The sequence below is a fragment of the Streptomyces sp. NPDC110618 genome (assembly GCF_055657065.1).
In genome coordinates this window covers 1-22,990 of sequence record NZ_JBVKBN010000010.1, presented here as the reverse complement: position 1 = coordinate 22,990, position 22,990 = coordinate 1, and the positions used below count along the sequence as shown (strand labels likewise).

The window sequence follows — 22,990 nt, the reverse complement described above, 5'->3', positions numbered from 1 at the left end:
CGGTCCAGTACCCCGGTGACACTCGGGACATGGGGCAATGGCTGCATCGCAACATCATCGAACCGGGCAAACTGCCCCTGCTGCTCGCCCTGACCGCCTTCGTCGTGACGTTCCTCGTCACCCGGCTGATCACCCGCCTCATCCGCGCGGGCCGGGGTCCGTTCGGCAACGTCAGCGCGGGCGGGGTGCACATCCACCACGTCGTGCCCGGAGTCATCCTCACCGTGATCGGCGGCTTCGGCGCGGTGGCGAGCAGCCGGTACGGGTTCGGGGCGGCCGCGTGCGCGGTGGTGTTCGGGATCGGCGCGGGTCTGGTGCTGGACGAGTTCGCGCTGATCCTGCACCTGGCCGACGTCTACTGGACGGAGGAGGGCCGCCAGAGCGTGGAGATGGTCATCCTCACGGCCGCGCTGGTGGGCCTGGTCCTCTCCGGCTTCTCCCCGTTCGGCGTCAACGACCTCAGCGACGACGAACTCCAGGACCGCGGCACGGTCATCTGGACGGTGGCGACCAGCTTCCTCTTCTCCCTGATCGCCCTGGCCAAGGGCAAGGCGAAGATGGCGGTGTTCGGGGTGGTGATCCCGTTCCTGGCCCTGATCGCCGCGATCCGCCTGGCCCGCCCCGACACCCCTTGGTCCCGCCGCTTCTACAAGAACCGCCCCCGAGCCCGAGCCCGAGCCATGCTCCGCGCCTACCACCACGACCGCCGCTGGACAGTCCCCATGCAAAAACTCCAGGACTGGGTGGGAGGCAAACCAAACGAGCCAACCTAGCTGCGGGCGGCACCGCCAAACCCCAGTAGCTGCGGGCAGCCATGCCGTCCTAGCTGCGGGCAGTCGTGCCGCAGGGCGGCACGGGTGGGCTGGGGGTCCCCCCTCTGGGGGAGGCACCCCGCAAGCGCGGGCAAGCGCACCCACCCCCACGGCACCCCCGGCCGACGGCCCCCACCAAACCCCGGGTCACTCCTCCGGCTTCGCCGCCCCGTCGGAGACCTCCGGCAACTCCGCCGCCAACGCCGCCGCAGCCTGCACCATCGGCAGCGCCAACAACCCCCCGGCCCCCTCGCCGACCTTCACACCCTGCGCAAGCAGCGGCTCCAACGCCATCCGATCCAGCGCCTTCACCTGCCCCGGCTCCCCACTGTCGTGCGCCGCCAGCCACCAGTCCGGCGCCCGAAAGGCAACCCGCTGCCCGACCAGCGCGCACGCGGCCACCACCACCCCGTCCAGCAGCACCGGCATCTTCCGCACAGCGCTCTGCAGCAAGAACCCGGTGAGCGCCGCGAAATCCGCCCCGCCCACCGTCGCCAGCAACTGCAACTGATCCCCGAGCACCGGCCGCGCCCGCCGCAACGCGTCCCGGATCGCCGCACACTTGCGCATCCAGGCCAGGTCGTCGATGGCCAGCCCACCCCGCCCGGTCACCACGGACGCGTCGGTCCCGCACAGCGCGGCGACCAGCACGCCCGCCACGGTCGTACCGCCCACGCTCACATCACCGAGCACGACCAGATCGGTCCCGGAGTCGGCCTCCTCGTCGGCGAGGGTGACACCGGTCCGGAACGCCGCCTCCGCCTCCTCAAGGGTCAGCGCGTCCTCGATGTCGATCCGGCCGCTGCCGCGCCGCACCCGGTGCCGTACGACGGTCTCGGGCAGCGAGTCGGGATCGCAGTCCAGGGACATGTCCACGACCCGCACCGGCACCCCGAGCCGCCGCGCCAGCACCGACACCGGCCGGCCGCCGTCCAGGATGTCCCGCACCAACTGCCCCGCGCCGCCGGCCGGCCGTCGCGAGACCCCCAGCTCGGCGATCCCGTGGTCACCGGCGAAGAGCACGACCCGCGGCCGTTCCACCGGCCGCACCGGCACGGCACCCTGCGCGGCCGCCAGCCACTCACCCAGGTCGTCGAGGCGGCCCAGCGATCCGGGCGGCACGATCTGGCGCTCCCGGCGCGCCTCCGCGTCGCGCCGCACCTTGCTGTCGGGGCGCTCGATCAGATCGGTGAAGTCGTCGAGATTAAGCGAGCTCATTCGCCGAACAGTACCGGCACCGGTCGAACGGAACGCCGCCAGATCGCCACCGGACACCCCGCCACGTCACCCCGGCTCCGGGGCGGCGTCGTTGCACCCAAGATCGCGATCCCATACGTTCCGTTTTGCTGCGGATTGTCGTACGCCCCTCGCGCCCGGAGTCGCCCATGTCCGCCCACCTCGCCGAGCCCCCTTCCTCCGCCCCCGTTCCCCGCCGCGACGACTGCCCCTGGTGCGGCTCCAGACGTCTGCGCGCCCTGCTCCCCCTGACCGAGTGCCACGACTGCGCCCACGCCTTCCAGAACCCCTGCCCGGCCCGCCCCGGCCGCCCCCTGTACCGGCCCGGCCGCAGGGATCTGCGGGCCACGGCCCGCGCGATGCTGCCCTTCCCGGAACCGGAGAGCTGGCTGGACGTCGGCACCGGCGACGCGGCGTTCCCGGCGGCGGCGAAGGAACTCTTCCCGTACACCGCCTTCGACGGCGTCGACCCCGCCTCCCGCCTCGAAAAGGCCCTGGCCGCGGGCCATCTGGAGGAGGCGTACACGGGCGACCTGACCAACCCCCACCTGGCGGCCCGGCTGCGCGCCCGCTACGACGTGGTGAGCGTCCTGCACCACCTGTCGCACACCACCGACCCCCGGGAACTCCTCCGGGCCGCCCTCACCGCCCTGCGCCCCGGCGGCCACCTCCTGCTGGAACTCCCCGACCCGCACAGCCGGTTCGCCCGGCTCCTCGGCCGCTGGTGGCAGCCCCGGCCGCAACCCCGCCACGCGCACCTGCTGCCGCTGGAGAACCTCCGCGCGGAACTGCACTCCCGCTCCTGCACGATCGTCAGAACCACACAGCACATCCGCTACCCGCTGCTGCGCCACACCGCCTTCGCGGGCACCTACCGGGTCATCGCCCGCAAGGAAGGCAACGCGTAGCCCCTCGGCCCCTCACCCCCGCAGCGCCACCGCCTGCCCCGCCACCACCAGCAGCACGTGCTCGCACTCCGCCGCGAACGCCGTGTTCAGCCGCCCCAGTTCGTCCCGGTACCGCCGCCCCGACGCGGTCGCCGGCACGATCCCCGAACCGACCTCGTTGGACACCGCCACCACCGTCCGCCGCGTCGCCCGCACCGCCTCGGTCAGCTCGCGCACCCGCTCCCGCAGCGCCCTCTCCCCGCCGTCCGCCCACATCGCGTCGTCCCACGCCCCGACCGCGTCCATCGCGTCCGTCAGCCACAGCGACAGACAGTCGATCAGCAGCGGCGGCCCGTCCTCGGCCAGCAGCGGCACCAGGTCGCAGGTCTCCTCCGTACGCCACGACCCCGGCCGCCGCTCCCGGTGCGCCGCCACCCGCGCCGTCCACTCGGTGTCCCCGCCGCGCAGCCCGCCCGTCGCCACGTACAGCACGTCCGGGAACGCCTCCAGGCGCCGCTCCGCCTCCACCGACTTCCCCGACCGGGCGCCGCCCAGCACCAGCGTCCGCCGCGGCACGTCGGGCACCTCCTCGTACGCCCCGACCACCAGCGTCGCCCCGTCCGGCACCGCCCGCGCCCCCAGGGAGGCGAGGCGGCGCCGCAACTCCGCGCCCGGCGGCACGTCGTGGTCCAGGTGGACGGCGACGACGTCCGTCGTCGGCGTGATCGCCCCCACGGCCCTCAGCCGCGCCAGCGCGTCCGGCCGCCCCATGACATCGGCGACGACCATGTCGTACGTACCGATGCCCCCGTCCTCGATCCCGGCCGGCGCGCTCCCGGGCGGCAGATACAGCAGCCGCTGTCCGCCGGGCCCGGTCACCGCGTACCCGGTGCCGCCCGCGTCCATCGCCAGCGCCCGCACCCGGTGCCCCGTCAGCTGCGTCAACTCCCGTCCGTCCGGCACCCGTCCGGGGGCGGGGAGTCCGGCGGGCACCTCGACGGCCGGTCCGTCGTGCGGGTGCGAGAGCAGCACCTGCCGTACGCCGCCCAGGGACTTGCCCGCCCGCGCCGCCGCGAACGCGGCACCGGGCGTCAGGTCCAGCAGCAGCGCCCCGTCGACGAGCAGCGCGGTCGCCGCCCGGGCGTCCGGACCGAGGGCGGTCGCGCACACCGCGCAGGGGCAGTCGGGGCGGGGGAGGCCCGCGGGGGCGCCGGTGCCCAGCAATGTCAGTTCCACACCATGATTTTCACTGTTGACGCCATGACGTGCGCTGCGGGCACCCACCTATAGGCTGACCAGCACCAGTGCTCACCCAGGGGAGGCATGCATGGCGACATGGACGTGGCGGTTCGAGAAGTCCGACGGGACCGAGACCGCGCCCGCGGTGGAGCCCGAGGAGTTCTCGACACAGGGCGACGCCGAGTCCTGGATCGGTGAGGTGTGGAAGGACCTGCTCGCCGGAGGCGTGGACCAGGTACGTCTGTTCGAGGACGCCACCGAGATCTACGGCCCCATGAGCCTGCACGCCGACGAGTAGCGCGGCACAGCGGCACAGCGGTACGGGAAGGGGCGGCGGTACGTGATTCACGTACCGCCGCCCCTTCCCACTGCCCGACCGGGCTCAGCCGGTGGGCTTTGACGGCCTCAGCCCCGCACCCCGCACAGGTGCAGCAGCGCCGCGACCCCCCGGTACGGGTCCGTGCGGCCCGCCCGCTCCTCCACGGCCAGCAGACTCTCCAGGTCGGCGGGGATCTCGGCGCCGTCCGCCGCGGTGTCGGTGAACACCCGCACGCCGTACCAGGTGTGCAGCGGGGCGCCGATCCCGGCGAGCGTCGCCTTCAGCGTGGCCAGCCGGTCCGCCCGGACGTCCAGGCCCAGCCGGTTGCGGTAGGCGGTGGTGTCGAAGGAGGCCAGCGCCCCGGCCCAGTCGCCGGACAGACCGGGCCGCATCGCCAGCGCGTCGCCGTTGCGGACCAGCAGCGACAGCAGCCCGCCCGGGGCGAGCATCCGCGCCAGACCCGCCAGCAGCGGGTCGGGCTCCTCGACGTACATCAGCACGCCGTGGCAGAGCACCACGTCGAAGCTGCCCGGCAGGAAGTGCACACCGGTGTCCCGGCCGTCCCCCTCGATGATCCGCATCCGCTCCCGGATGCCGACCGGCTCGGACGCCAGCGACTCCCGAGCCGCGGCGATCATCGTCGCGTCCTGCTCCAGACCGGTCACCTGATGACCGGCCCGTGCCAGCCGCAGCGCCTGCGTGCCCTGCCCCATCCCCACGTCGAGGATGCGCAGCCGCCGCCCCACCGGGTAACGGCCGACTATCTGCTCGTCGAGCTGCCGGGCCACCAGCTCCTGTCGTACGACATCCCGCAGTCCGCCCAGCTTGCTCAGCCAGGCATCCGCCGCGCCCCCGGAGAACGGCGTCGTGCTCAGGGCCGCTCCCCGCGCTTGACCTGCGGCTTGGGCAGCCGGAGCCGTCGCATCTGGAGCGAGCGCATCAGGGCGTAGGCGACCGCGCCACGCTTGTTCTCGTCCGGGTAGCGCTCCTTGAGCTGCTTCTTCAGCCGGAAGCCGGTGACGATCGAGTCGAGCACGATCAGCACGATCACGACCAGCCACATCAGCAGCGAGATGCTCTTGACGGCCTGCGACGGCGTGATGCTCAGCACGAGGATGATCACGGCCATCGGGAGGAAGAACTCCGCGATGTTCAGGCGCGAGTCGACGAAGTCACGGGCGAAACGGCGCACCGGACCCTTGTCCCGTACGGGCAGGTACCGCTCGTCGCCGTTGGCCAGCGCCTCGCGCTGACGGGCCAGCGCCTGCCGGCGCTCCTCCCGGCTGCGCTTGGCCGCCTCCTTGCGGGTGGTGGGCGTATTGGCGACGCTGCGGCGCTGGGACTGGGCCTCACTGCGCTTGGGCGTGGGCCTGCCCTTCGGGGCCTGCGGGTCGCGGGGCTGCTTGGAGAAGTTCACCGGCGCCTTGTCGGCGGCAGGTGCCTTCTCTTCCTTGGCACGGCTACGGAACACAAAACCCAAGGGTACGGGGTCCGCACGCATGGACCCCAGCCCGGTGGGGAACGAATCGGCAACACCAGTCGTCCTGTAAGGGACAGAGGGGACGTTGCCAGCGTTTCGGGGAACCCCGGGGAGCACCTACTCCTTACGCCGGAGCCCGGACGCCGTCAGTCGTCCTTGGGGATGAGCGCATCCGTCCCCGAACAGTGCGGTAATGGATGCAGGGCCCGTACTGTGGGTTCTGTCGCAGGAGCTGGAGCTGGAGTCCGTCAGAAGGGGGCGCGCGAAGCCCATGAGCGGTGTCATGAAGCGTATGGGGATGATCTTCCGCGCGAAGGCGAACAAGGCCCTTGACCGGGCCGAGGACCCGCGCGAAACCCTCGATTACTCGTACCAGAAGCAGCTGGAACTGCTCCAGAAGGTGCGCCGCGGTGTCGCCGACGTGGCGACCAGCCGCAAGCGCCTGGAACTGCAGCTCAACCAGCTCCAGTCGCAGTCGTCCAAGCTGGAGGACCAGGGCCGCAAGGCGCTGGCGCTGGGCCGCGAGGACCTGGCCCGCGAGGCGCTGTCCCGGCGGGCCGCGCTCCAGCAGCAGGTGACCGACCTGGAGACCCAGCACGCCACCCTCCAGGGCGAGGAGGAGAAGCTCACCCTCGCGGCGCAGCGGCTCCAGGCCAAGGTGGACGCCTTCCGTACGAAGAAGGAGACCATCAAGGCCACCTACACCGCGGCCCAGGCGCAGACCCGGATCGGCGAGGCGTTCTCCGGCATCTCCGAGGAGATGGGCGACGTCGGCCTTGCGATCCAGCGTGCCGAGGACAAGACCGCGCAGCTCCAGGCCCGCGCCGGCGCCATCGACGAACTGCTCGCCTCCGGTGCCCTCGACGACCAGTCCGGCATGCACAAGGACGACATCCAGGCCGAGCTGGACCGGCTCTCCGGTGGTACGGATGTAGAGCTGGAGCTTCAGCGCATGAAGGCGGAGCTGGCCGGGGGCACCTCGGGGCAGCAGCAGGCCATCGAGGGCGGCACCGGCCAGTCCCAGCCCCAGCAGCAGCCGCAGGACACCCCGCGCTTCGACAAGCAGTAGGGGCCCACGCCTAGGAGGGCGACATGATCGTACGGATCATGGGGGAGGGACAGGTGAGGCTGGCCGACAGCCACCTCACCGAGCTCAACAAGCTGGACGACGAGCTTCTGGCCGAGATGGAGAACGGCGACGGCCCCGGCTTCCGCCGTACTCTCCAGGCCCTCCTCACCAAGGTCCGCGAGCTGGGCGACCCCCTCCCCGACGACGCCCTGGAACCCTCGGACCTCATCCTCCCGTCCCCGGACGCCACCCTGGAAGAGGTCCAGGAACTCCTGAGCGACGACGGCCTGATCCCGGGGTGAGCCGAGCAGCCGGTGCCGCGCGATCGCCGTAGCTGCGGGCAGCCGGTACCGCCATATCCGCGTAGCTGCGGGCAGTCGTGCCTCCCCCAGAGGGGGGACCCCCAGGCGGCACGGGTGGGCTGGGGGTCCCCCCTCTGGGGGAGGCACCCCGCAAGCGCGGGCAAGCGAAGCCCGCCCCGCCGCGGCACCCCGCAAGCGCGGGCAAGCGAAGCCCGCCCCGCCGCGGCACCCCGCACGCGCCGGGCTGCGCGACCCACCCCCACCCCAGCCCCGGCGCCGGGCACCATTCGCACCGACCCCCACCCCGGCTACCGTAAACAGCCGTGAACACCCTCGACCGCGCCCGAGCCCATCTCAAAGCGCACCCCATGGCCCTGGACGCGGCCCTCGCCGCCGCCGTCCTGGTCTGCATGGTCGCCGGCTCGTTCGTGGACCCGCACAGCCAGGACGGCGTCACCTGGACCCTGCGCACCCCCGACCTCGCCAGCCTCACCCTCATCACCCTCGGCGCCACCGCCCTCGTCTTCCGCCGCCGCGCCCCCAGAACCGTGCTCGCCGTCACCGGCACCCTCTCCGTGATCGAGAGCGTCACCGGCGACGACCCCCGCGCCCCCGTCGCCATGTCCGCGGTCATCGCGCTCTACACCGTCGCGTCCACCACCGACCGTCCCACCACCTGGCGCATCGGCCTGCTCACCATGACGGTGCTGACCGGCGCCGCCATGCTCGCGGGCCCGCTGCCCTGGTACGCCCAGGAGAACCTCGCGATCTTCGCCTGGACCGGCATGGCCGCCACCGCCGGCGACGCCATCCGCAGCCGCCGCGCCTTCGTCGACGCCATCAAGGAGCGCGCCGAACGCGCCGAGCGCACCCGTGAGGAGGAGGCCCGCCGCCGGGTCGCCGAGGAACGCCTGCGCATCGCCCGCGACCTGCACGACGTGGTCGCCCACCACATCGCCCTGGTCAATGTGCAGGCCGGAGTCGCCGCCCACGTCATGGACAAGCGCCCCGACCAGGCCAAGGAGGCCCTCTCCCACGTCCGCGAGGCCAGCCGCTCCGCGCTGAACGAACTGCGCGCCACCGTCGGCCTGCTGCGCCAGTCCGGCGACCCGGAGGCCCCCACCGAACCCGCGCCCGGCCTGGACCTCCTCGACGAACTGGTCGGCACCTTCCGCAGCGCCGGACTCCAGGTCGAGGTGGCCCGCGCCGACCAGGGCACCACCCTCCCCGCCGCCGTCGACCTCGCCGCGTACCGGGTCATCCAGGAAGCCCTCACCAACGTCCAGAAGCACGCCGGCAACTCGGCGAAGGCCGAGGTCAGCGTCGTCCGGGTGGGACCCCATATGGAGATCACCGTCCTCGACAACGGCACCCCCGACGACACGGCCCCGAACTCCGGCGGCGGCCACGGGCTGCTCGGCATGCGCGAACGCGTCACCGCCCTGCGCGGCACTCTCACCACCGGCCCCCGCTACGGCGGCGGCTTCCGTGTCCATGCGATCCTGCCGGTCAGGACCCGTACCGCCACCGCCACGGGAGAACCGGGGGAGACCGTATGACCATCCGCGTCCTGCTCGCCGACGACCAGGCGCTGCTGCGCAGCGCCTTCCGCGTCCTGGTCGACTCCGAGCCCGACATGGAGGTCGTCGGCGAGGCCTCCGACGGCGCCGAGGCGGTGCAACTGGCCAAGGAGCAGCGCGCCGACGTGGTCCTGATGGACATCCGGATGCCCGGCACCGACGGCCTCGCCGCCACCCGTCTGATCAGCGCCGACCCGTCCCTCGCCCAGGTCCGCGTGGTCATCCTGACCACCTTCGAGGTCGACGACTACGTCGTGCAGTCGCTGCGCGCCGGGGCCTCCGGCTTCCTCGGCAAGGGCTCCGAGCCCGACGAACTCCTCAACGCCATCCGGGTCGCCGCGGGCGGCGAGGCACTGCTCTCCCCGGCCGCCACCAAGGGCCTGATCGCCCGCTTCCTCGCCCAGGGCGACACGGGCGACGAGGACGCTGACCCGGTCCGCTCCGAGCGGCTGGCCGCGCTGACCGTGCGGGAGCGGGAGGTGCTGGTGCAGGTCGCGGCCGGCCACTCCAACGACGAGATCGCCGAGCGCCTGGAAGTCAGCCCGCTCACCGTGAAGACGCACGTCAACCGGGCCATGGCCAAACTGGGCGCACGGGACAGGGCGCAGCTCGTGGTGATCGCCTACGAGTCCGGGCTGGTCCGTCCAAGGGTGGAGTGAGGGCGGCCGGGCGTACTGCGAGTGGAGTAGGCGCGGGATAAGGAAACGGGACCTCGGGCCTACGAATCAGGGGTTCCGGATGGATCAGGGTTTAAGGCGCCGCTCGTCTCAACAGAAGAGAGACCCTGATCCCATGTCCTGGCTGTCCAGATTCAGCCTCGCGCAACGCGCCCTGATCGGGCTCGTGTCGATCATCGCGCTCGCCTTCGGAGCGATCGCGATACCCCAGCTCAAGCAGCAGTTGCTGCCGTCCATCGAACTGCCCATGGTGTCGGTGCTCGCGCCCTACCAGGGCGCCTCCCCGGACGTGGTGGAGAAGCAGGTCGTCGAGCCCATCGAGGACAGCCTCGAAGGCGTCGACGGCATCACCGGCGTCACCTCCACCGCCAGCGAGGGTAACGCCCTGATCATGGCGTCCTTCGACTACGGCAACAACACCCAGCAGCTCGTCGCCGACGTCCAGCAGGCCGTGAACCGGGCCCGCGCACAGCTCCCGGACGCTGTCGACCCGCAGGTCATCGCCGGGTCCACGGACGACATGCCGACCGTGGTGCTCGCCGTCACCGCCGACAAGGACCAGCAGGCGCTGGCCGACCAGCTCGACACCACGGTCGTCCCGGCGCTGAAGGACATCGACGGCGTCGGCCAGGTCACCGTCGACGGGGTGCGCGACCTCCAGGTCACCGTCACCCCCGACGAGCCGAAGCTGGCCGCGGCCGGGCTGACCGCGCAGTCCCTCGCCCAGGCCCTCCAGGCGGGCGGCGCGACCGTGCCGGCCGGCTCCTTCGACGAGGCGGGCGCCAACCGCACCGTCCAGGTCGGCGGCGGCTTCACCTCGCTGGAGCAGATCGAGAACCTGCGGATCAAGGGCGAGAAGAAGCCGGTCCGCCTCGCCGATGTCGCGGACGTGAAGCAGGAGGAGGCCCCGGCCGACTCGCTGACCCGCACCAACGGCGAGCCGAGCCTCGCGGTCATGGTCACCATGGACCGCGACGGCAGCGCGGTCGCCATCTCCGACGCCGTCGAGGACAAGCTCCCGCAGCTGCGCGCCGACCTCGGCGCCGGTGCCGAGGTGACCGTCGTCAGCGACCAGGGCCCGGCGGTCGCGAAGGCCATCGACGGCCTGACCACCGAGGGCGCGCTCGGCCTGCTCTTCGCGGTCCTGGTCATCCTGGTCTTCCTGGCGTCCGTCCGCTCCACGCTGGTGACGGCGGTGTCCATCCCGCTGTCCGTGGTCCTCGCGCTGATCGTGCTGTGGACCCGGGACCTGTCCCTGAACATGCTCACGCTGGGCGCCCTGACCATCGCCATCGGCCGGGTCGTGGACGACTCGATCGTGGTCCTGGAGAACATCAAGCGCCACCTCGGCTACGGCGAGGAGCGCGAGCAGGCCATCTTCAAGGCGGTCCGCGAGGTGGCGGGCGCGGTGACGTCCTCGACGCTCACCACGGTCGCCGTCTTCCTGCCGATCGGCCTGGTCGGCGGCATGGTGGGCGAGCTGTTCGGCTCGTTCAGCCTCACCGTCACCGCCGCGCTGCTGGCCTCCCTGCTGGTGTCGCTGACGGTCGTGCCGGTGCTGTCGTACTGGTTCCTGCGGCCCCCGAAGGGCACCCCCGAGGACGCCGAGGAGGCCCGCCGTGCCGCCGAGGAGAAGGAGGCCAGGAGCCGTCTGCAGCGTCTGTACGTGCCGGTCCTGCGGTTCGCCACCCGGCGCCGGCTGACCAGCGTGGCCCTCGCGGTCGTCGTCCTGCTCGGCACCTTCGGCATGGCGCCGCTGCTGAAGACGAACTTCTTCGACCAGGGCGAGCAGGAGGTCCTCACCGTCAAGCAGGAGCTCAAGCCCGGCACCAGCCTGGCGGCGACCGACGCCCAGGCGAGGAAGGTCGAGAAGCTCCTCGGCGAGACCGAGGGCGTCAAGGACTTCCAGGTCACCATCGGCTCGTCCGGCTTCATGGCGGCCTTCGGCGGCGGCACGGACACCAACCAGGCGTCCTACTCGGTGATGCTGGAGGACTCCGCCTCCTCCGACGACGTCATCGACCGCATCGAGGCCGGGCTGAAGAAGCTCGACGGCATCGGCACCACGACCATCGCCGCCGGTGACGGCTTCGGCAACCAGGACCTCAGCGTGGTCGTCAAGGCCGCCGACGCCGACGTCCTGCGCGAGGCCGCGGAGGACGTCCGCAAGGCCGTGGCCGACCTGGACGACGTCACCGACGTCACCAGCGACCTCTCCCAGAGCGTGCCGCGTATCTCGGTCAAGGCCAACGACAAGGCCGCGGCCGCCGGTTTCGACGACGCCACCCTCGGCGCGGCCGTCGCCCAGGCCGTCCGCGGCACCACCGCCGCACGCGCCACCCTGGACGACGCCGAGCGCGACATCGTCATCCGCTCGGCCAAGCCCGCCGAGACGCTCGCCGAGCTCAAGGCCCTGCGCCTCGGCCCGGTGAAGCTGTCCGACGTGGCCACCGTGAAGCTGGTCGACGGACCGGTGTCGATGACCCGGATCGACGGGCAGCGCGCCGCGACCATCACGGCCAAGCCGACCGGTGACAACACCGGCGCGGTCAGCGCCGACCTGCAGTCCACGATCAACGGCCTGGACCTGCCCGAGGGCGCGACGGCCGAGATCGGCGGGGTCTCCGAGGACCAGGACGAGGCCTTCGCCAACCTGGGCCTGGCCATGCTGGCGGCCATCGCGATCGTCTTCATGCTGCTGGTCGCGACCTTCCGCTCGCTGGCCCAGCCGCTGATCCTGCTGGTCTCCATCCCGTTCGCGGCCACCGGCGCGATCGGCCTGCTGGTCCTCACCGGCACCCCGATGGGCGTCCCCGCGATGATCGGCATGCTGATGCTGATCGGCATCGTGGTGACCAACGCGATCGTGCTGATCGACCTCATCAACCAGTACCGCGGGCAGGGCTACGGCGTGGTCGAGGCCGTGATCGAGGGCGGCCGCCACCGGCTGCGCCCGATCCTGATGACCGCCCTGGCGACGATCTTCGCCCTGCTTCCGATGGCGCTCGGCGTCACCGGCGAGGGCGGCTTCATCGCCCAGCCGCTGGCGGTGGTGGTGATCGGCGGTCTGATCACCTCGACGCTGCTCACCCTGCTCCTCGTCCCGACGCTCTACGCCATGCTGGAGCTGCGCAAGGAGCGCCGGGCGAAGAAGCGCGCGGCGAAGCGGCTGAAGAAGGCGGGCGTGCCCGCCCCGGCCGCCTCCGACGAGCCGGAGCCCGCGGGCGTCTGACGCAGCACCGCACGGCCGGGTCCCGTACACGCAGGTACGGGACCCGGCCGTATTCTGTGGTCCCAACCGACACACGGGGGAGAGGGATCGGGGAGTGCCGCTGCACAAGGACGATCCGAAGTCGCTCGGCGGGTACCGGCTCGTCGACCGGCTGGGTGCCGGCGGCATGGGCGTCGTCTACCGGGGCAGGGCCCGCTCCGGGCGCGATGTCGCGGTCAAGGTGGTGCACGCCCAGTACGCGGCGGACGCCGTCTTCCGTACCCGGTTCCGGCAGGAGATCGAGGCCGTCCGCAAGGTGAGCGGCGCCTTCACCGCACCCGTGGTGGACGCCGATCCGGAGGCGGACCGCCCGTGGATGGCCACGCAGTACGTGCCCGGCCGCTCGCTGGCCTCCCGCATCCGCGAGCTGGGCCCGCTGCCCGAGGAGCGGCTGCGGCGCCTGGCGCTGGGTCTGGTGGAGGCGCTGCGCGACATCCACCGGGCCGGGGTGGTTCACCGGGACCTGAAACCGGCCAATGTCCTGCTCGCCGACGACGGCCCCCGGGTCATCGACTTCGGTATTTCCCGGGCCGCGGAGAACCTCCCGCTCACCGAGACCGGCCAGATGATCGGCACCCCGCCGTTCATGTCCCCGGAACAGCTGACGGACGCCCGCTCGGTGGGACCGCCTTCCGATGTCTTCTCCCTCGGCGCGCTGCTGACGTACACCCTGACCGGCCGGGGTCCGTTCGACGCGGACAGCCCTTATCTGACGGCGTACCGGGTGGTCCACGACGAGCCGGTCCTGGACGGCGTACGACAGCCGCTGCGCTCGGTCCTGGAGCGGTGTCTCGCCAAGGACCCCGCGGAGCGGCCCGGACTCGACCACCTCGCCCAGGAGTTCGCCCGGCTGCTGCCCGAGGAGGACCCGGCCGACGACCTGCCGACGGTGACACCCGGCGGCGGCCTGCCGCACGAGTCCGACACCGGCGCCCCGCCGTTCACCGCTCCCGCCCGCCGACACCGGCGGCTGCGGCCGGCGCCGGCCGCGACCGGTGCGGTGGTGCTGGCCCTGACGGCGTATCTGCTGACCGTCCCGGGCTGGGCGGAGGTCGAGGGTGAGGGCGACGGGGGCACGGTGAGCGAGGAGGCGGCCGCCTCCTCCCGCTGGGCGGTCCTGCCGGACGGCTGGCAGCCCTGGCAGACGACGGTGCACGCCACCGCCGAGCGCGGGGTGCGCAAGGGGCGGACGGTCGCCGACTACCAGTCCGACGCCCCGCAGTGCCGTGTGCACCGCAGCGCCGTCTACTGCGCGGGCGCCGGAGTGCTCCCGATGCGTATCGACGGGCTCACCGGGCGGGTCGACTGGCGTGCCGGGGTGGCGCCGCCCGGCACCGGCGAAGGGAGCTACGAGTACACGCTGCTGGGGACGGCGGACGACGCGCTGCTGGTGCAGCAGAAGTACTTCCCCGAGCCCACCGGGGGCGAGCATGTGGCCACGGTCGTCGCCCTCGACACCAAGACGGGCAAGCGGCTGTGGCACCGTGAGGTCAACCCCCGCTGGACGGACGGCGCGTACCTCGCGGACGACCTGGTCGTCGTCCCGGAGGGCGACGGGAGCACCGTCACCGCCCGCTCGCCGCGCACCGGCGACGAGCGCTGGACGGCTCCGCTGCCGAAGGACCTGTACTGCGGTCTGCTGAACCTCGTCGACGGGCCGTTCCTGACCTGCGGACCGGGAAACGCGCCCGCCGAGCAGGCGCTGCTGGTGCGCTTCGACCCGGAGGACGGCAAGGAGCAGCGGGTCACGGTGCCCTCGGAGGGCACCCCGGTCGGGACGCTGGACGGCCGGCTGCTCATCCTGGACCCGGCCGAGGACGAGGAGGGAAACCCGGCGACCGGTGACACGGGACCGTTCTCCCGGATCCGGCGGGTGGACCCGGAGAGCGGCAGGACCACGACGACGAAGCTGGCCGAGCGGTTCGAGGGCAATGTCACGCTCTCGGGCGGCACTTTGTGGTTCACCGGAACCTCCGGCCGGGTCACGGCCGTGTCGGCGGAGACCGGGAAGAAGCTGTGGCGGACCCCGACGAGCCTGGAGGAGCCGAGCGGTGTCACCCACGACCCGCGCAACCAGGTGGTCTACATGGCCAGCGTCAGCGGCCGGGTCGCCGCCCTCGACGCCGGGAACGGCGAACTGCTGTGGGAGACCCTGCCGCGCGCCGAGCGGGTGACGTCGACCTGGCAGGTGCCCAGGGTGCTGCTGGACCGGGGCGCCGTGGTGGTCAACACCCCCGACGGCGACGTCTTCTCCCTCGACCCGGCCCACCCCGACCGGAAGCCCGTGTCGGGGTGAGCGTGCCGGGTCCGCGGGTTATGGCAGGGCGAGCATCCGCTCCAGGGCCAGCTTCGCGAACGCCTCGGTCTCCTTGTCGACCTCGATGCGGTTGACGAGCTTGCCCTCGGCCAGCGACTCCAGCGCCCAGACCAGGTGCGGGAGGTCGATGCGGTTCATGGTCGAGCAGAAGCAGACCGTCCTGTCCAGGAAGACGATCTCCTTGCCCTCCGGCGCGAACCGGTTGGCCAGGCGGCGGACCAGGTTCAGCTCGGTGCCGATGGCCCACTTCGAGCCGGCCGGGGCCGCCTCCAGCGTCTTGATGATGTACTCCGTCGAGCCGACGTAGTCGGCGGCGGCCACGACCTCGTGCTTGCACTCGGGGTGCACCAGGACGTTGACGCCCGGGATGCGCTCGCGCACGTCGTTGACCGAGTCCATGTTGAACCGGCCGTGCACCGAGCAGTGGCCGCGCCACAGGATCATCTTCGCGGCGCGCAGCTCCTCGGCGGTCAGACCGCCGTTCGGCTTGTGCGGGTTGTAGACGACGCAGTCGTCCAGCGACATCCCCATGTCCCGCACCGCGGTGTTGCGGCCCAGGTGCTGGTCGGGCAGGAAGAGGACCTTCTCGCCCTGTTCGAAGGCCCACTCCAGGGCGCGCTCGGCGTTGGAGGAGGTACAGATCAGGCCGCCGTGCTTGCCGGTGAACGCCTTGATGTCGGCCGAGGAGTTCATGTACGACACCGGGACGACCTGCTCGGCTATCCCGGCCTCGGTGAGCACGTCCCAGCACTCGGCGACCTGCTCGGCGGTCGCCATGTCGGCCATCGAGCAGCCGGCGGCGAGGTCGGGCAGGACGACCTTCTGGTCGTCGGAGGTCAGGATGTCCGCCGACTCGGCCATGAAGTGCACACCGCAGAAGACGATGTACTCGGCCTCCGGGCGGGCGGCCGCGTCCCGGGCCAGCTTGAAGGAGTCGCCGGTGACGTCCGCGAACTGGATGACCTCGTCGCGCTGGTAGTGGTGGCCGAGCACGAAGACCTTGTCGCCGAGCTTCGCCTTGGCCGCGCGGGCGCGCTCCACCAGGTCCGGGTCGGACGGCGAGGGCAGGTCACCGGGGCACTCCACACCGCGCTCGCTCTTCGGGTCGGCCTCCCGGCCGAGGAGCAGCAGGGCGAGGGGCGTCGGCTGTACGTCGAGCTCCTGGGTCTGGGCGGTGGTCACGACACGCACCCTTTCTGTTCTGCGGCTCGCCGTCCGGTGTGGTCCGGGCGGCGGGGTCACCATCTGGCTTTTCGTCGAAATGACGCTATCTATCATAACCGCTTCACGTCAGTTTGACGATGGGCATAGCGTCCATGTGACGTGAATCCCTGTGAGCGGTCTTTCATTCCCGAAAGGGCCGTTTTCCGCTCCCCGGGCCGTGTGCGAGCATGAGGAAGCAACCGCACGAACCGGTAAGACACGCGCCCGGTCCGGAATGAATCCGCCGCCGCGCCGGTTACAACCGTCGGCAAGCAGTCTCCGTACAACCCGGGAGAGATGTAGATGTCCGTATCGGACGAGACCAGCACCGTCACCGACGGCATCGTCCTGACCGACGCCGCCGCGTCCAAGGTCAAGGCCCTGCTCGACCAGGAAGGCCGTGACGACCTCGCCCTGCGTGTCGCCGTCCAGCCCGGTGGCTGCTCCGGCCTGCGCTACCAGCTCTTCTTCGACGAGCGCTCCCTCGACGGCGACGTGGAGAAGGACTTCGGCGGCGTGAAGGTCGTCACCGACCGCATGAGCGCCCCCTACCTCGGCGGCGCCACCATCGACTTCGTCGACACCATCGAGAAGCAGGGCTTCACGATCGACAACCCGAACGCCACCGGCTCCTGCGCCTGCGGCGACTCGTTCAGCTAAGCCGTTCGGGCCCGGCCCGAAGGTCTTACGACGAAGGCGGCGATCCCTCCACGGGGGTCGCCGCCTTCGTGTGTCCGGGCTCCTACTGGGGTGCCTTGGCGGTGTCCGGCAGCCGGGCGCCCGGCTTCTCCCACGGGACCTTCGCGCCGTCCGCGTCCACGACCTCGCGGTCGCCGAGCGGCTTGTCGAGCGGGACCGTGCGGTCGTAGACCTTGGCGATCAGGATGCAGACCTTGTCCGGCCACGGCGTCTCGGTCACCGTGACCGTCACCCTGTCGCCGCTCTCCTTGACGCTGACGTCGTAGTCGGCGCAGACCCCGCCGGTGAAGTACACCGTCAGCTCCTTGCCCTCGGCGGTGTAGCCCTGGACGCCCACGGTGTTCGTGGTCTGCCCCGAGTCCGGGCCGGTGGGCCGCGGGCTCGGCTTCTCGGTGGGGCCGTCGGACGCCGTCGGCGAGGCCAGGAACTTCGGGTCCACGGCAGGATGGGTCACTGTGAAGCTGTCCTGCGCGCCCGGCGCGCGGACCTGGAACAGCCAGGACGGCACCAGCGCCTGCTTGGCGTCCACATAGTGCGCGGCGAGCCCGAAGACGGCCTTCTCGACCTCGATGGTCTCCTGCTTGCCGGGCTTGTCCTGCTCCCCGCAGGTCTCCCCGTCCTCCAGCGGCACCGGGCTGGCGCAGCCGGCGATGCCCGACCGCGGGTCCTGCCCCGGTGCCTCGTTCATCCGCTCCACGGTCTTCTCCGCGCTCAGCACGGGATACGTGTCGCCCTCGACCGGCGCCTTCAGCTGCCCGCTGCCGCCGACCACGTCACCCTGCGCGCCGATCCGCACCCCGGTCGTCCAGCCGTAGGTGGGCAGCCCGCCGATCACCGGATCGGCGTTCACCACCCGCTCGGCGCCCGTGACCTGGCTCGCGTCCAGCTTGGCGTCGTCCTGCCCGACCGCCTTCAGCACCGGCGCGGCTGCCTGCTTCGCCGCCGCCTCGCTCACCGGGTCGCCGGCCCTGCCGGTGGGCTTCTTGTCGCACGTCGTCGTCCCCGTGCAGTTGTCGCCGCCCGGCGCGTACCGCTGGAAGGTCCAGGTCCCCGGCGCCTGCCGGTTCACCTGGAGCGAGGGCCCCGAGCCGTCCTGGCCGCCGATCCGCCAGGTCTGTCCGCTCAGCACGGGCTTCCCGTCCACCCCGAGCGCCTTCGCCAGCCGCGCCACCTCGTCCTCGGTGACCTGGCCCCGGGCGTAATGGACCGGCGCGGAACCGGGCCCCTTCGGGAGCGGGCCGTCCGCCCGGAAGGAGGTGCCGTACGGGTTCGGCTCCCCGGGCGCGATCCCGGGGCCGGACTCCTCGGAGTACCCGTCCAGGGCGAGCGGCGGGGGAGTGTCACCGGACTTGCCCGCGGACGCACCGCCGCCGGAGCCGTCCGAGGAGGCGGCGGTGGCGGCGAGGTAGGCCCCGCCGCCACCGACGAGCAGAACGGCGGCGGCGACGGAGGCGATGACCACCGGGGACCGGCGTCGCCCCGGACCGGAGCCCTCGCCGGGCTCCGTCTTCTCTTCGGCCCCGACGGCGTCGGGCTCGGCCGCGTCGTCGTTCCCGGGTCGCTCGGTGTTCACCGCATCGCTCCTTGAGTCGTATCCCGCATCCCCTTTCCGGGGGACGTCGATGGGACGCGACAGACGAGCCCGCGGTTCCCGTCGGGCGGTCCGGTCAGTCGCCGTAGTCCGACATGGCGTCCAGCAGCCGCGCGTAGGCGGTCGGTACCTCCACCCCGTGGATCAGCGAGGGGGAGACCGGGTGTGCGGCGACCCGGTCGGGAGCGTGCCAGTGCGGAGCCATCCGGGCGCAGTCGCCGCGCAGCGACGCGAGGTCGCCGTCCGTGTCCGCCGTGACGGGAAGCGGAGCCTTGAGTTTCGTCATAGCCGAACCGTAAGCACGTCCCGGGCCGCCAAGAAAGATCTACTATCAGGTAGTTTTGGCCGCTTCTGAGCGGTGCCCGAAACCTAGTAGCGTTAACTGTCAATCCGCCGCCGCAGTGCAGGAGATTCCCAGCCGTGCGCATCGCAGTCACCGGCTCCATCGCCACCGACCACCTCATGACCTTCCCCGGCCGCTTCGCCGACCAGCTCGTCGCGGACCAGCTGCACACGGTCTCGCTGTCCTTCCTGGTCGACAACCTGGACGTCCGCCGGGGCGGCGTCGGCGCGAACATCGCCTTCGGCATGGGACAGCTCGGCACCCGCCCGATCCTGGCCGGCGCCGCGGGCTTCGACTTCGACGAGTACCGCGCCTGGCTGGACCGGCACGGCGTGGACACCGAGTCGGTGCGCATCTCCGAGACCCTGCACACGGCCCGCTTCGTGTGCACCACCGACGCCGACCACAACCAGATCGGCTCCTTCTACACCGGTGCCATGAGCGAGGCCCGGCTGATCGAGCTGAAGACCGTCGCGGACCGCGTCGGCGGCCTCGACCTGGTCCTCATCGGCGCCGACGACCCCGAGGCGATGCTCCGCCACACCGAGGAGTGCCGCACCCGCGGCATCCCCTTCGCCGCGGACTTCTCCCAGCAGATCGCCCGCATGGACGGCGACGAGATCCGGATACTGCTGGACGGCGCGACCTACCTCTTCTCCAACGAGTACGAGAAGGGCCTGATCGAGACCAAGACCGGCTGGAGCGACGAGGAGATCCTGGCCAAGGTCGGCCACCGCGTCACCACCCTCGGCTCCCGCGGTGTCCGGATCGAGCGCGTCGGCGAGCCCGTCATCGAGGTCGGCTGCCCCGAGGAGGAGCGCAAGGCCGACCCCACCGGCGTCGGCGACGCCTTCCGCGCCGGCTTCCTGTCGGGCCTCGCCTGGGGCGTCTCCCTGGAGCGCGCGGCCCAGGTCGGCTGCATGCTCGCCACGCTGGTCATCGAGACCGTCGGCACCCAGGAGTACCAGCTGCGCCGCGCCCACTTCATGGAGCGCTTCACCAAGGCCTACGGCGACGAGGCCGCGGCCGAGGTCCAGGGCCACCTGAACTGACCCGCGCCTCAGCTCACCCGGCGGACCAGGTACGCGGTACCCCGGTCCGCCGGTTCCTCCCCGACGTACTCCTGCCCCCGCATCTCGCACCACGCGGGGATGTCCAGCCGGGCCGCCTCGTCGTCGGAGAGCACCCGGACGAGGCTGCCGACGGGCACGTCGCCGATGACCTTCGCCAGCTCGATGACCGGGATCGGGCACCGCTTGCCCAGCGCGTCCACCACCAGCGCGTCCTCCTCGACGGCGGTACGAGGGGCCGGGGCGCCCAGCTTCTCCCGTACCGCGGCCACCGCCCCCGGCAGCACGTCGAGGAACCGCTCCACATCCTCCTCGGCCGCCCCGAGCGGCAGTGACACCCGGACGTTCCCCTCGCTGAGCACCCCCATCGCCTTCAGCACATGGCTGGGCGTCAGCGTGCTGCTCGTACAGGACGATCCGGACGACACGGAGAAACCGGCCCGGTCCAGCTCGTGCAGCAGTGCCTCCCCGTCGACATAGAGACAGGAGAAGGTGACGATCCCGGGCAGCCGCCGTACCGGATCGCCCACCACCTCGACATCCGGCACCCGTTCCGGCACCCGCGCCCGGATCCGCTCCGTCAGCTCCCGCAGCCGCGCCGCCTCCCGGTCCGCCTCGGCCCGCACCGCCCGCAGCGAGGCGGCCGCCGCCACGATCCCCGGCAGGTTCACAAACCCGGGGACCCGCCCGAACTCCCGCTCGTCCACCGGACCTTGCGGGGCGAACCGGACACCCTTGCGCACCACGAGCAGCCCGACCCCGGCCGGACCGCCCCACTTGTGGGCGCTGGCCGCCAGCAGCGACCAGTCGCCCTCGACCGGCCCCCACCCCAGCGACTGCGCCGCGTCCACCAGCAGCGGCACCCCCGCCTCCCGGCAGAGCGCGGCCACTTCGGCCACCGGCTGCACGGTGCCCACCTCATGGTTGGCCGACTGAAGGCAGGCCAGCGCGGTATCGGGGCGGAGGGCTTCCGCGTAGGCCGCGGGGTCCACGGCTCCCGAGCGGTCGACGGTCACCCGGCTGACCGAGCCGCCCTCCCGCTCGTGGATTTCGACCGAATGGAGCACGGAAGAATGTTCAACGGCTGACACGATGAGGTGACGTCCCACCCGCCGCCGCCCGCCCAACACGCCCGCGATCCCGCTCTGCACGGCCTGGGTGCCCGAGGCGGTGAAGCTCAGCTCGTCAGGGCGGCACCCCACGGCCTCGGCAGCGGCCTCGCGGGCCGCGTCCAGCAGTATCCGGGCCCGTCGCCCCTCCCGGTACAACCGCGCGGGATCAGCCCACCCTTCGTCGAGGGAGGCCAACAGCGCCTGACGGGCGACGGGATGGAGCGGGGCACCGGAAGCGGCATCGAAATAGGACACACGACCACGCTAGCTCCGTAGACGTACATGCCTGTGCCGATCGGCGGCTCCCCGTGGGCGCGACCAGCGACAACAAACCCGCAGCCGCCAATCCAGCGAACCCCCAACCCACTAGGCACCCCTCCCTGCGAACCCTCGGAGAGCGTCGGCTAGGGTTTGGTCCGCATAAACATCCAAACCCCTGCCCGACGCAGGGCGGCGACCGACCAGCGAGAAGGCCAGGCCGCAGCCGAACCGCGCGGGCGAGACTCTCGGGAAGGCGCTACGTGAGTCCCAACGGCTCCGACCGCTCGCCGCGGCGCCCGATGCGGCGGAAGCTGCTGCAGGCAATGACCGCGGGCCTGGTCCTGGCGACCGCCACCGGTTGCACATACAAGGACTTCCCCCGCCTTGGTATGCCCACCCCGACCACGGAAGAGGCTCCGCGGATCCTCTCCCTGTGGCAGGGCTCCTGGGCCGCCGCGCTCGCCGTCGGCGTGCTGGTGTGGGGTCTGATCATCTGGAGCGCCATCTTCCACCGGCGCAGCCGCACCAAGGTCGAGGTGCCTCCGCAGACCCGGTACAACATGCCCATCGAGGCTCTGTACACGGTGGTCCCGCTCATCATCGTCTCGGTGCTCTTCTACTTCACCGCCCGCGACGAGTCGAAGCTCCTTGAGCTCAAGGACAAGCCCGACGTCACCATCAATGTCGTCGGCTTCCAGTGGAGCTGGTGCTTCAACTACATCGCGGACGTCGAAGGTTCCACCGGGGACGCCACCAAGTCCAAGGACCTGGACGCGATCCCGAACCGCTTCAAGGACGACTTCCCGGCCAACGCCGGCGGTGTCTACGACTGCGGCATCCCGGGCACCAAGAACCCGCAGACCGGCAACCCGGGTCCGACCCTGTGGCTGCCGGAGGGCAAGCGGGTCCGCTTCGTGCTCACCTCGCGCGACGTCATCCACTCCTTCTGGGTGGTGCCGTTCCTGATGAAGCAGGACGTCATCCCCGGCCACACCAACGCCTTCGAGGTGACCCCGAACCAGGAGGGCACCTTCCTCGGCAAGTGCGCCGAGCTCTGCGGCGTCGACCACTCCCGAATGCTGTTCAACGTGAAGGTCGTCTCCCAGGAGCGGTACGAGCAGCACCTTCAGGAACTCGTGAAGAAGGGGCAGACCGGTTACGTTCCCGCAGGCATCGCGCAGACGAGCCACGAGAAGAACCGGGAGACGAACAACCTGTGAGCATCCTCAACGAACCCCAGGGTGCCGCGGCGGCGGAGTCCCACTACACGGACGAGCTGCCGGTCAGGCGCAAGCAGCCCGGCAATGTCGTGGTCAAGTGGCTGACGACCACTGACCACAAGACGATCGGAACGCTGTACCTCATCACGTCGTTCGTGTTCTTCGTGATCGGTGGCGTGATGGCGCTCTTCATGCGCGCCGAACTCGCCCGGCCCGGTCTGCAGATCATGTCGAACGAGCAGTTCAACCAGGCGTTCACGATGCACGGCACCGTGATGCTGCTGATGTTCGCGACGCCGCTG

General features: G+C 71.5%; 21 protein-coding genes. 13 read left to right on the top strand and 8 right to left on the bottom strand.

The genetic code is table 11. The annotated features are described in order from the left end of the window. Positions 1-29: 29 nt before the first annotated feature. A complete protein-coding gene (locus ACZ7L7_RS18545) occupies positions 30-773 on the top strand; it encodes a hypothetical protein (RefSeq protein WP_453607076.1) in 744 nt (247 codons plus the stop codon). Positions 774-959: 186 nt separating this feature from the next. Here the strand turns inward: ACZ7L7_RS18545 and cobT are convergent, their stop codons facing one another. Continuing rightward, positions 960-2,030 carry a nicotinate-nucleotide--dimethylbenzimidazole phosphoribosyltransferase gene (gene cobT, locus ACZ7L7_RS18540; protein ID WP_285516081.1) on the bottom strand — a complete coding sequence of 357 codons (1,071 nt, stop codon included), beginning with the start codon at positions 2,028-2,030 and terminating at the stop codon, positions 960-962. Positions 2,031-2,197: 167 nt separating this feature from the next. On the opposite strand from cobT, the gene ACZ7L7_RS18535 reads away from it, so the two are divergent. Continuing rightward, positions 2,198-2,956: a class I SAM-dependent methyltransferase gene (locus ACZ7L7_RS18535; RefSeq protein ID WP_285516082.1), complete on the top strand. Its 759-nt coding sequence runs from the start codon at positions 2,198-2,200 to the stop codon at positions 2,954-2,956. A gap of 12 nt (positions 2,957-2,968) precedes the next feature. On the opposite strand, the gene ACZ7L7_RS18530 is transcribed toward ACZ7L7_RS18535, so the two are convergent. Continuing rightward, positions 2,969-4,171, bottom strand: coding sequence for a bifunctional adenosylcobinamide kinase/adenosylcobinamide-phosphate guanylyltransferase (locus ACZ7L7_RS18530; protein ID WP_471593107.1), 1,203 nt, complete (start codon positions 4,169-4,171; stop codon positions 2,969-2,971). A gap of 91 nt (positions 4,172-4,262) precedes the next feature. Here ACZ7L7_RS18530 and ACZ7L7_RS18525 point away from each other — a divergent pair, with 91 nt between their 5' ends. After that, the gene (locus tag ACZ7L7_RS18525) at positions 4,263-4,472 is read left to right on the top strand and encodes a hypothetical protein (RefSeq protein ID WP_285516084.1); all 210 of its coding nucleotides are present in this window, start codon (positions 4,263-4,265) and stop codon (positions 4,470-4,472) included. 107 nt (positions 4,473-4,579) lie between these two features. On the opposite strand, the gene ACZ7L7_RS18520 is transcribed toward ACZ7L7_RS18525, so the two are convergent. Together ACZ7L7_RS18520 and ACZ7L7_RS18515 are read right to left on the bottom strand one after the other, a co-directional pair. Beyond that, a complete protein-coding gene (locus tag ACZ7L7_RS18520) occupies positions 4,580-5,281 on the bottom strand; it encodes a class I SAM-dependent methyltransferase (RefSeq protein ID WP_285516085.1) in 702 nt (233 codons plus the stop codon). A gap of 83 nt (positions 5,282-5,364) precedes the next feature. Further along, a complete protein-coding gene (locus ACZ7L7_RS18515; RefSeq protein ID WP_285516086.1) occupies positions 5,365-5,964 on the bottom strand; it encodes a DUF3043 domain-containing protein in 600 nt (199 codons plus the stop codon). Positions 5,965-6,256: 292 nt separating this feature from the next. On the opposite strand from ACZ7L7_RS18515, the gene ACZ7L7_RS18510 reads away from it, so the two are divergent. From ACZ7L7_RS18510 to ACZ7L7_RS18485, 6 genes are all read left to right on the top strand, one after another. Beyond that, positions 6,257-7,042: a PspA/IM30 family protein gene (locus tag ACZ7L7_RS18510; RefSeq protein ID WP_261718156.1), complete on the top strand. Its 786-nt coding sequence runs from the start codon at positions 6,257-6,259 to the stop codon at positions 7,040-7,042. A gap of 23 nt (positions 7,043-7,065) precedes the next feature. Continuing rightward, positions 7,066-7,344: a PspA-associated protein PspAA gene (gene pspAA, locus ACZ7L7_RS18505; protein ID WP_093718601.1), complete on the top strand. Its 279-nt coding sequence runs from the start codon at positions 7,066-7,068 to the stop codon at positions 7,342-7,344. A gap of 323 nt (positions 7,345-7,667) precedes the next feature. Beyond that, on the top strand, positions 7,668-8,903 hold the full coding sequence (locus tag ACZ7L7_RS18500) for a sensor histidine kinase (protein ID WP_472076517.1): 1,236 nt from the start codon (positions 7,668-7,670) through the stop codon (positions 8,901-8,903). Then, complete coding sequence (locus ACZ7L7_RS18495) at positions 8,900-9,583, top strand: response regulator (RefSeq protein ID WP_261718154.1); 684 nt, start codon at positions 8,900-8,902, stop codon at positions 9,581-9,583. Before ACZ7L7_RS18500 ends, ACZ7L7_RS18495 begins: the two co-directional genes overlap by 4 nt. Before the next feature lie 133 nt (positions 9,584-9,716). Then, the gene (locus ACZ7L7_RS18490; RefSeq protein WP_471593106.1) at positions 9,717-12,833 is read left to right on the top strand and encodes an efflux RND transporter permease subunit; all 3,117 of its coding nucleotides are present in this window, start codon (positions 9,717-9,719) and stop codon (positions 12,831-12,833) included. A 94-nt stretch (positions 12,834-12,927) separates the two neighbouring features. After that, positions 12,928-15,168 carry a protein kinase domain-containing protein gene (locus tag ACZ7L7_RS18485; RefSeq protein ID WP_471593105.1) on the top strand — a complete coding sequence of 747 codons (2,241 nt, stop codon included), beginning with the start codon at positions 12,928-12,930 and terminating at the stop codon, positions 15,166-15,168. Between the two features lie 18 nt (positions 15,169-15,186). Here ACZ7L7_RS18485 and nadA read toward each other — a convergent pair whose 3' ends face one another. Then, complete coding sequence (gene nadA, locus ACZ7L7_RS18480) at positions 15,187-16,371, bottom strand: quinolinate synthase NadA (protein WP_471593104.1); 1,185 nt, start codon at positions 16,369-16,371, stop codon at positions 15,187-15,189. 324 nt (positions 16,372-16,695) lie between these two features. Between nadA and ACZ7L7_RS18475 the strand changes: the two genes are divergently transcribed. Then, positions 16,696-17,052: a HesB/IscA family protein gene (locus tag ACZ7L7_RS18475; RefSeq protein ID WP_004001854.1), complete on the top strand. Its 357-nt coding sequence runs from the start codon at positions 16,696-16,698 to the stop codon at positions 17,050-17,052. 82 nt (positions 17,053-17,134) lie between these two features. On the opposite strand, the gene ACZ7L7_RS18470 is transcribed toward ACZ7L7_RS18475, so the two are convergent. Together ACZ7L7_RS18470 and ACZ7L7_RS18465 are read right to left on the bottom strand one after the other, a co-directional pair. Further along, positions 17,135-18,664: a hypothetical protein gene (locus tag ACZ7L7_RS18470; protein WP_285516094.1), complete on the bottom strand. Its 1,530-nt coding sequence runs from the start codon at positions 18,662-18,664 to the stop codon at positions 17,135-17,137. A gap of 94 nt (positions 18,665-18,758) precedes the next feature. Beyond that, positions 18,759-18,968, bottom strand: coding sequence for a hypothetical protein (locus ACZ7L7_RS18465; protein WP_261718150.1), 210 nt, complete (start codon positions 18,966-18,968; stop codon positions 18,759-18,761). A gap of 134 nt (positions 18,969-19,102) precedes the next feature. Between ACZ7L7_RS18465 and ACZ7L7_RS18460 the strand changes: the two genes are divergently transcribed. Beyond that, positions 19,103-20,077 (top strand): carbohydrate kinase family protein, encoded by a 975-nt coding sequence (locus tag ACZ7L7_RS18460; protein WP_285516096.1) that lies wholly within the window; start codon positions 19,103-19,105, stop codon positions 20,075-20,077. Positions 20,078-20,085: 8 nt separating this feature from the next. Here ACZ7L7_RS18460 and ACZ7L7_RS18455 read toward each other — a convergent pair whose 3' ends face one another. Next, complete coding sequence (locus ACZ7L7_RS18455) at positions 20,086-21,462, bottom strand: cysteine desulfurase/sulfurtransferase TusA family protein (protein ID WP_285516097.1); 1,377 nt, start codon at positions 21,460-21,462, stop codon at positions 20,086-20,088. 266 nt (positions 21,463-21,728) lie between these two features. Here ACZ7L7_RS18455 and ctaC point away from each other — a divergent pair, with 266 nt between their 5' ends. Further along, complete coding sequence (gene ctaC / locus ACZ7L7_RS18450; protein WP_285516098.1) at positions 21,729-22,688, top strand: aa3-type cytochrome oxidase subunit II; 960 nt, start codon at positions 21,729-21,731, stop codon at positions 22,686-22,688. Further along, a partial coding sequence (locus ACZ7L7_RS18445; RefSeq protein ID WP_472076513.1) for a cbb3-type cytochrome c oxidase subunit I occupies positions 22,685-22,990 on the top strand: 306 nt, incomplete at its 3' end. The genes ctaC and ACZ7L7_RS18445, both read left to right, overlap by 4 nt.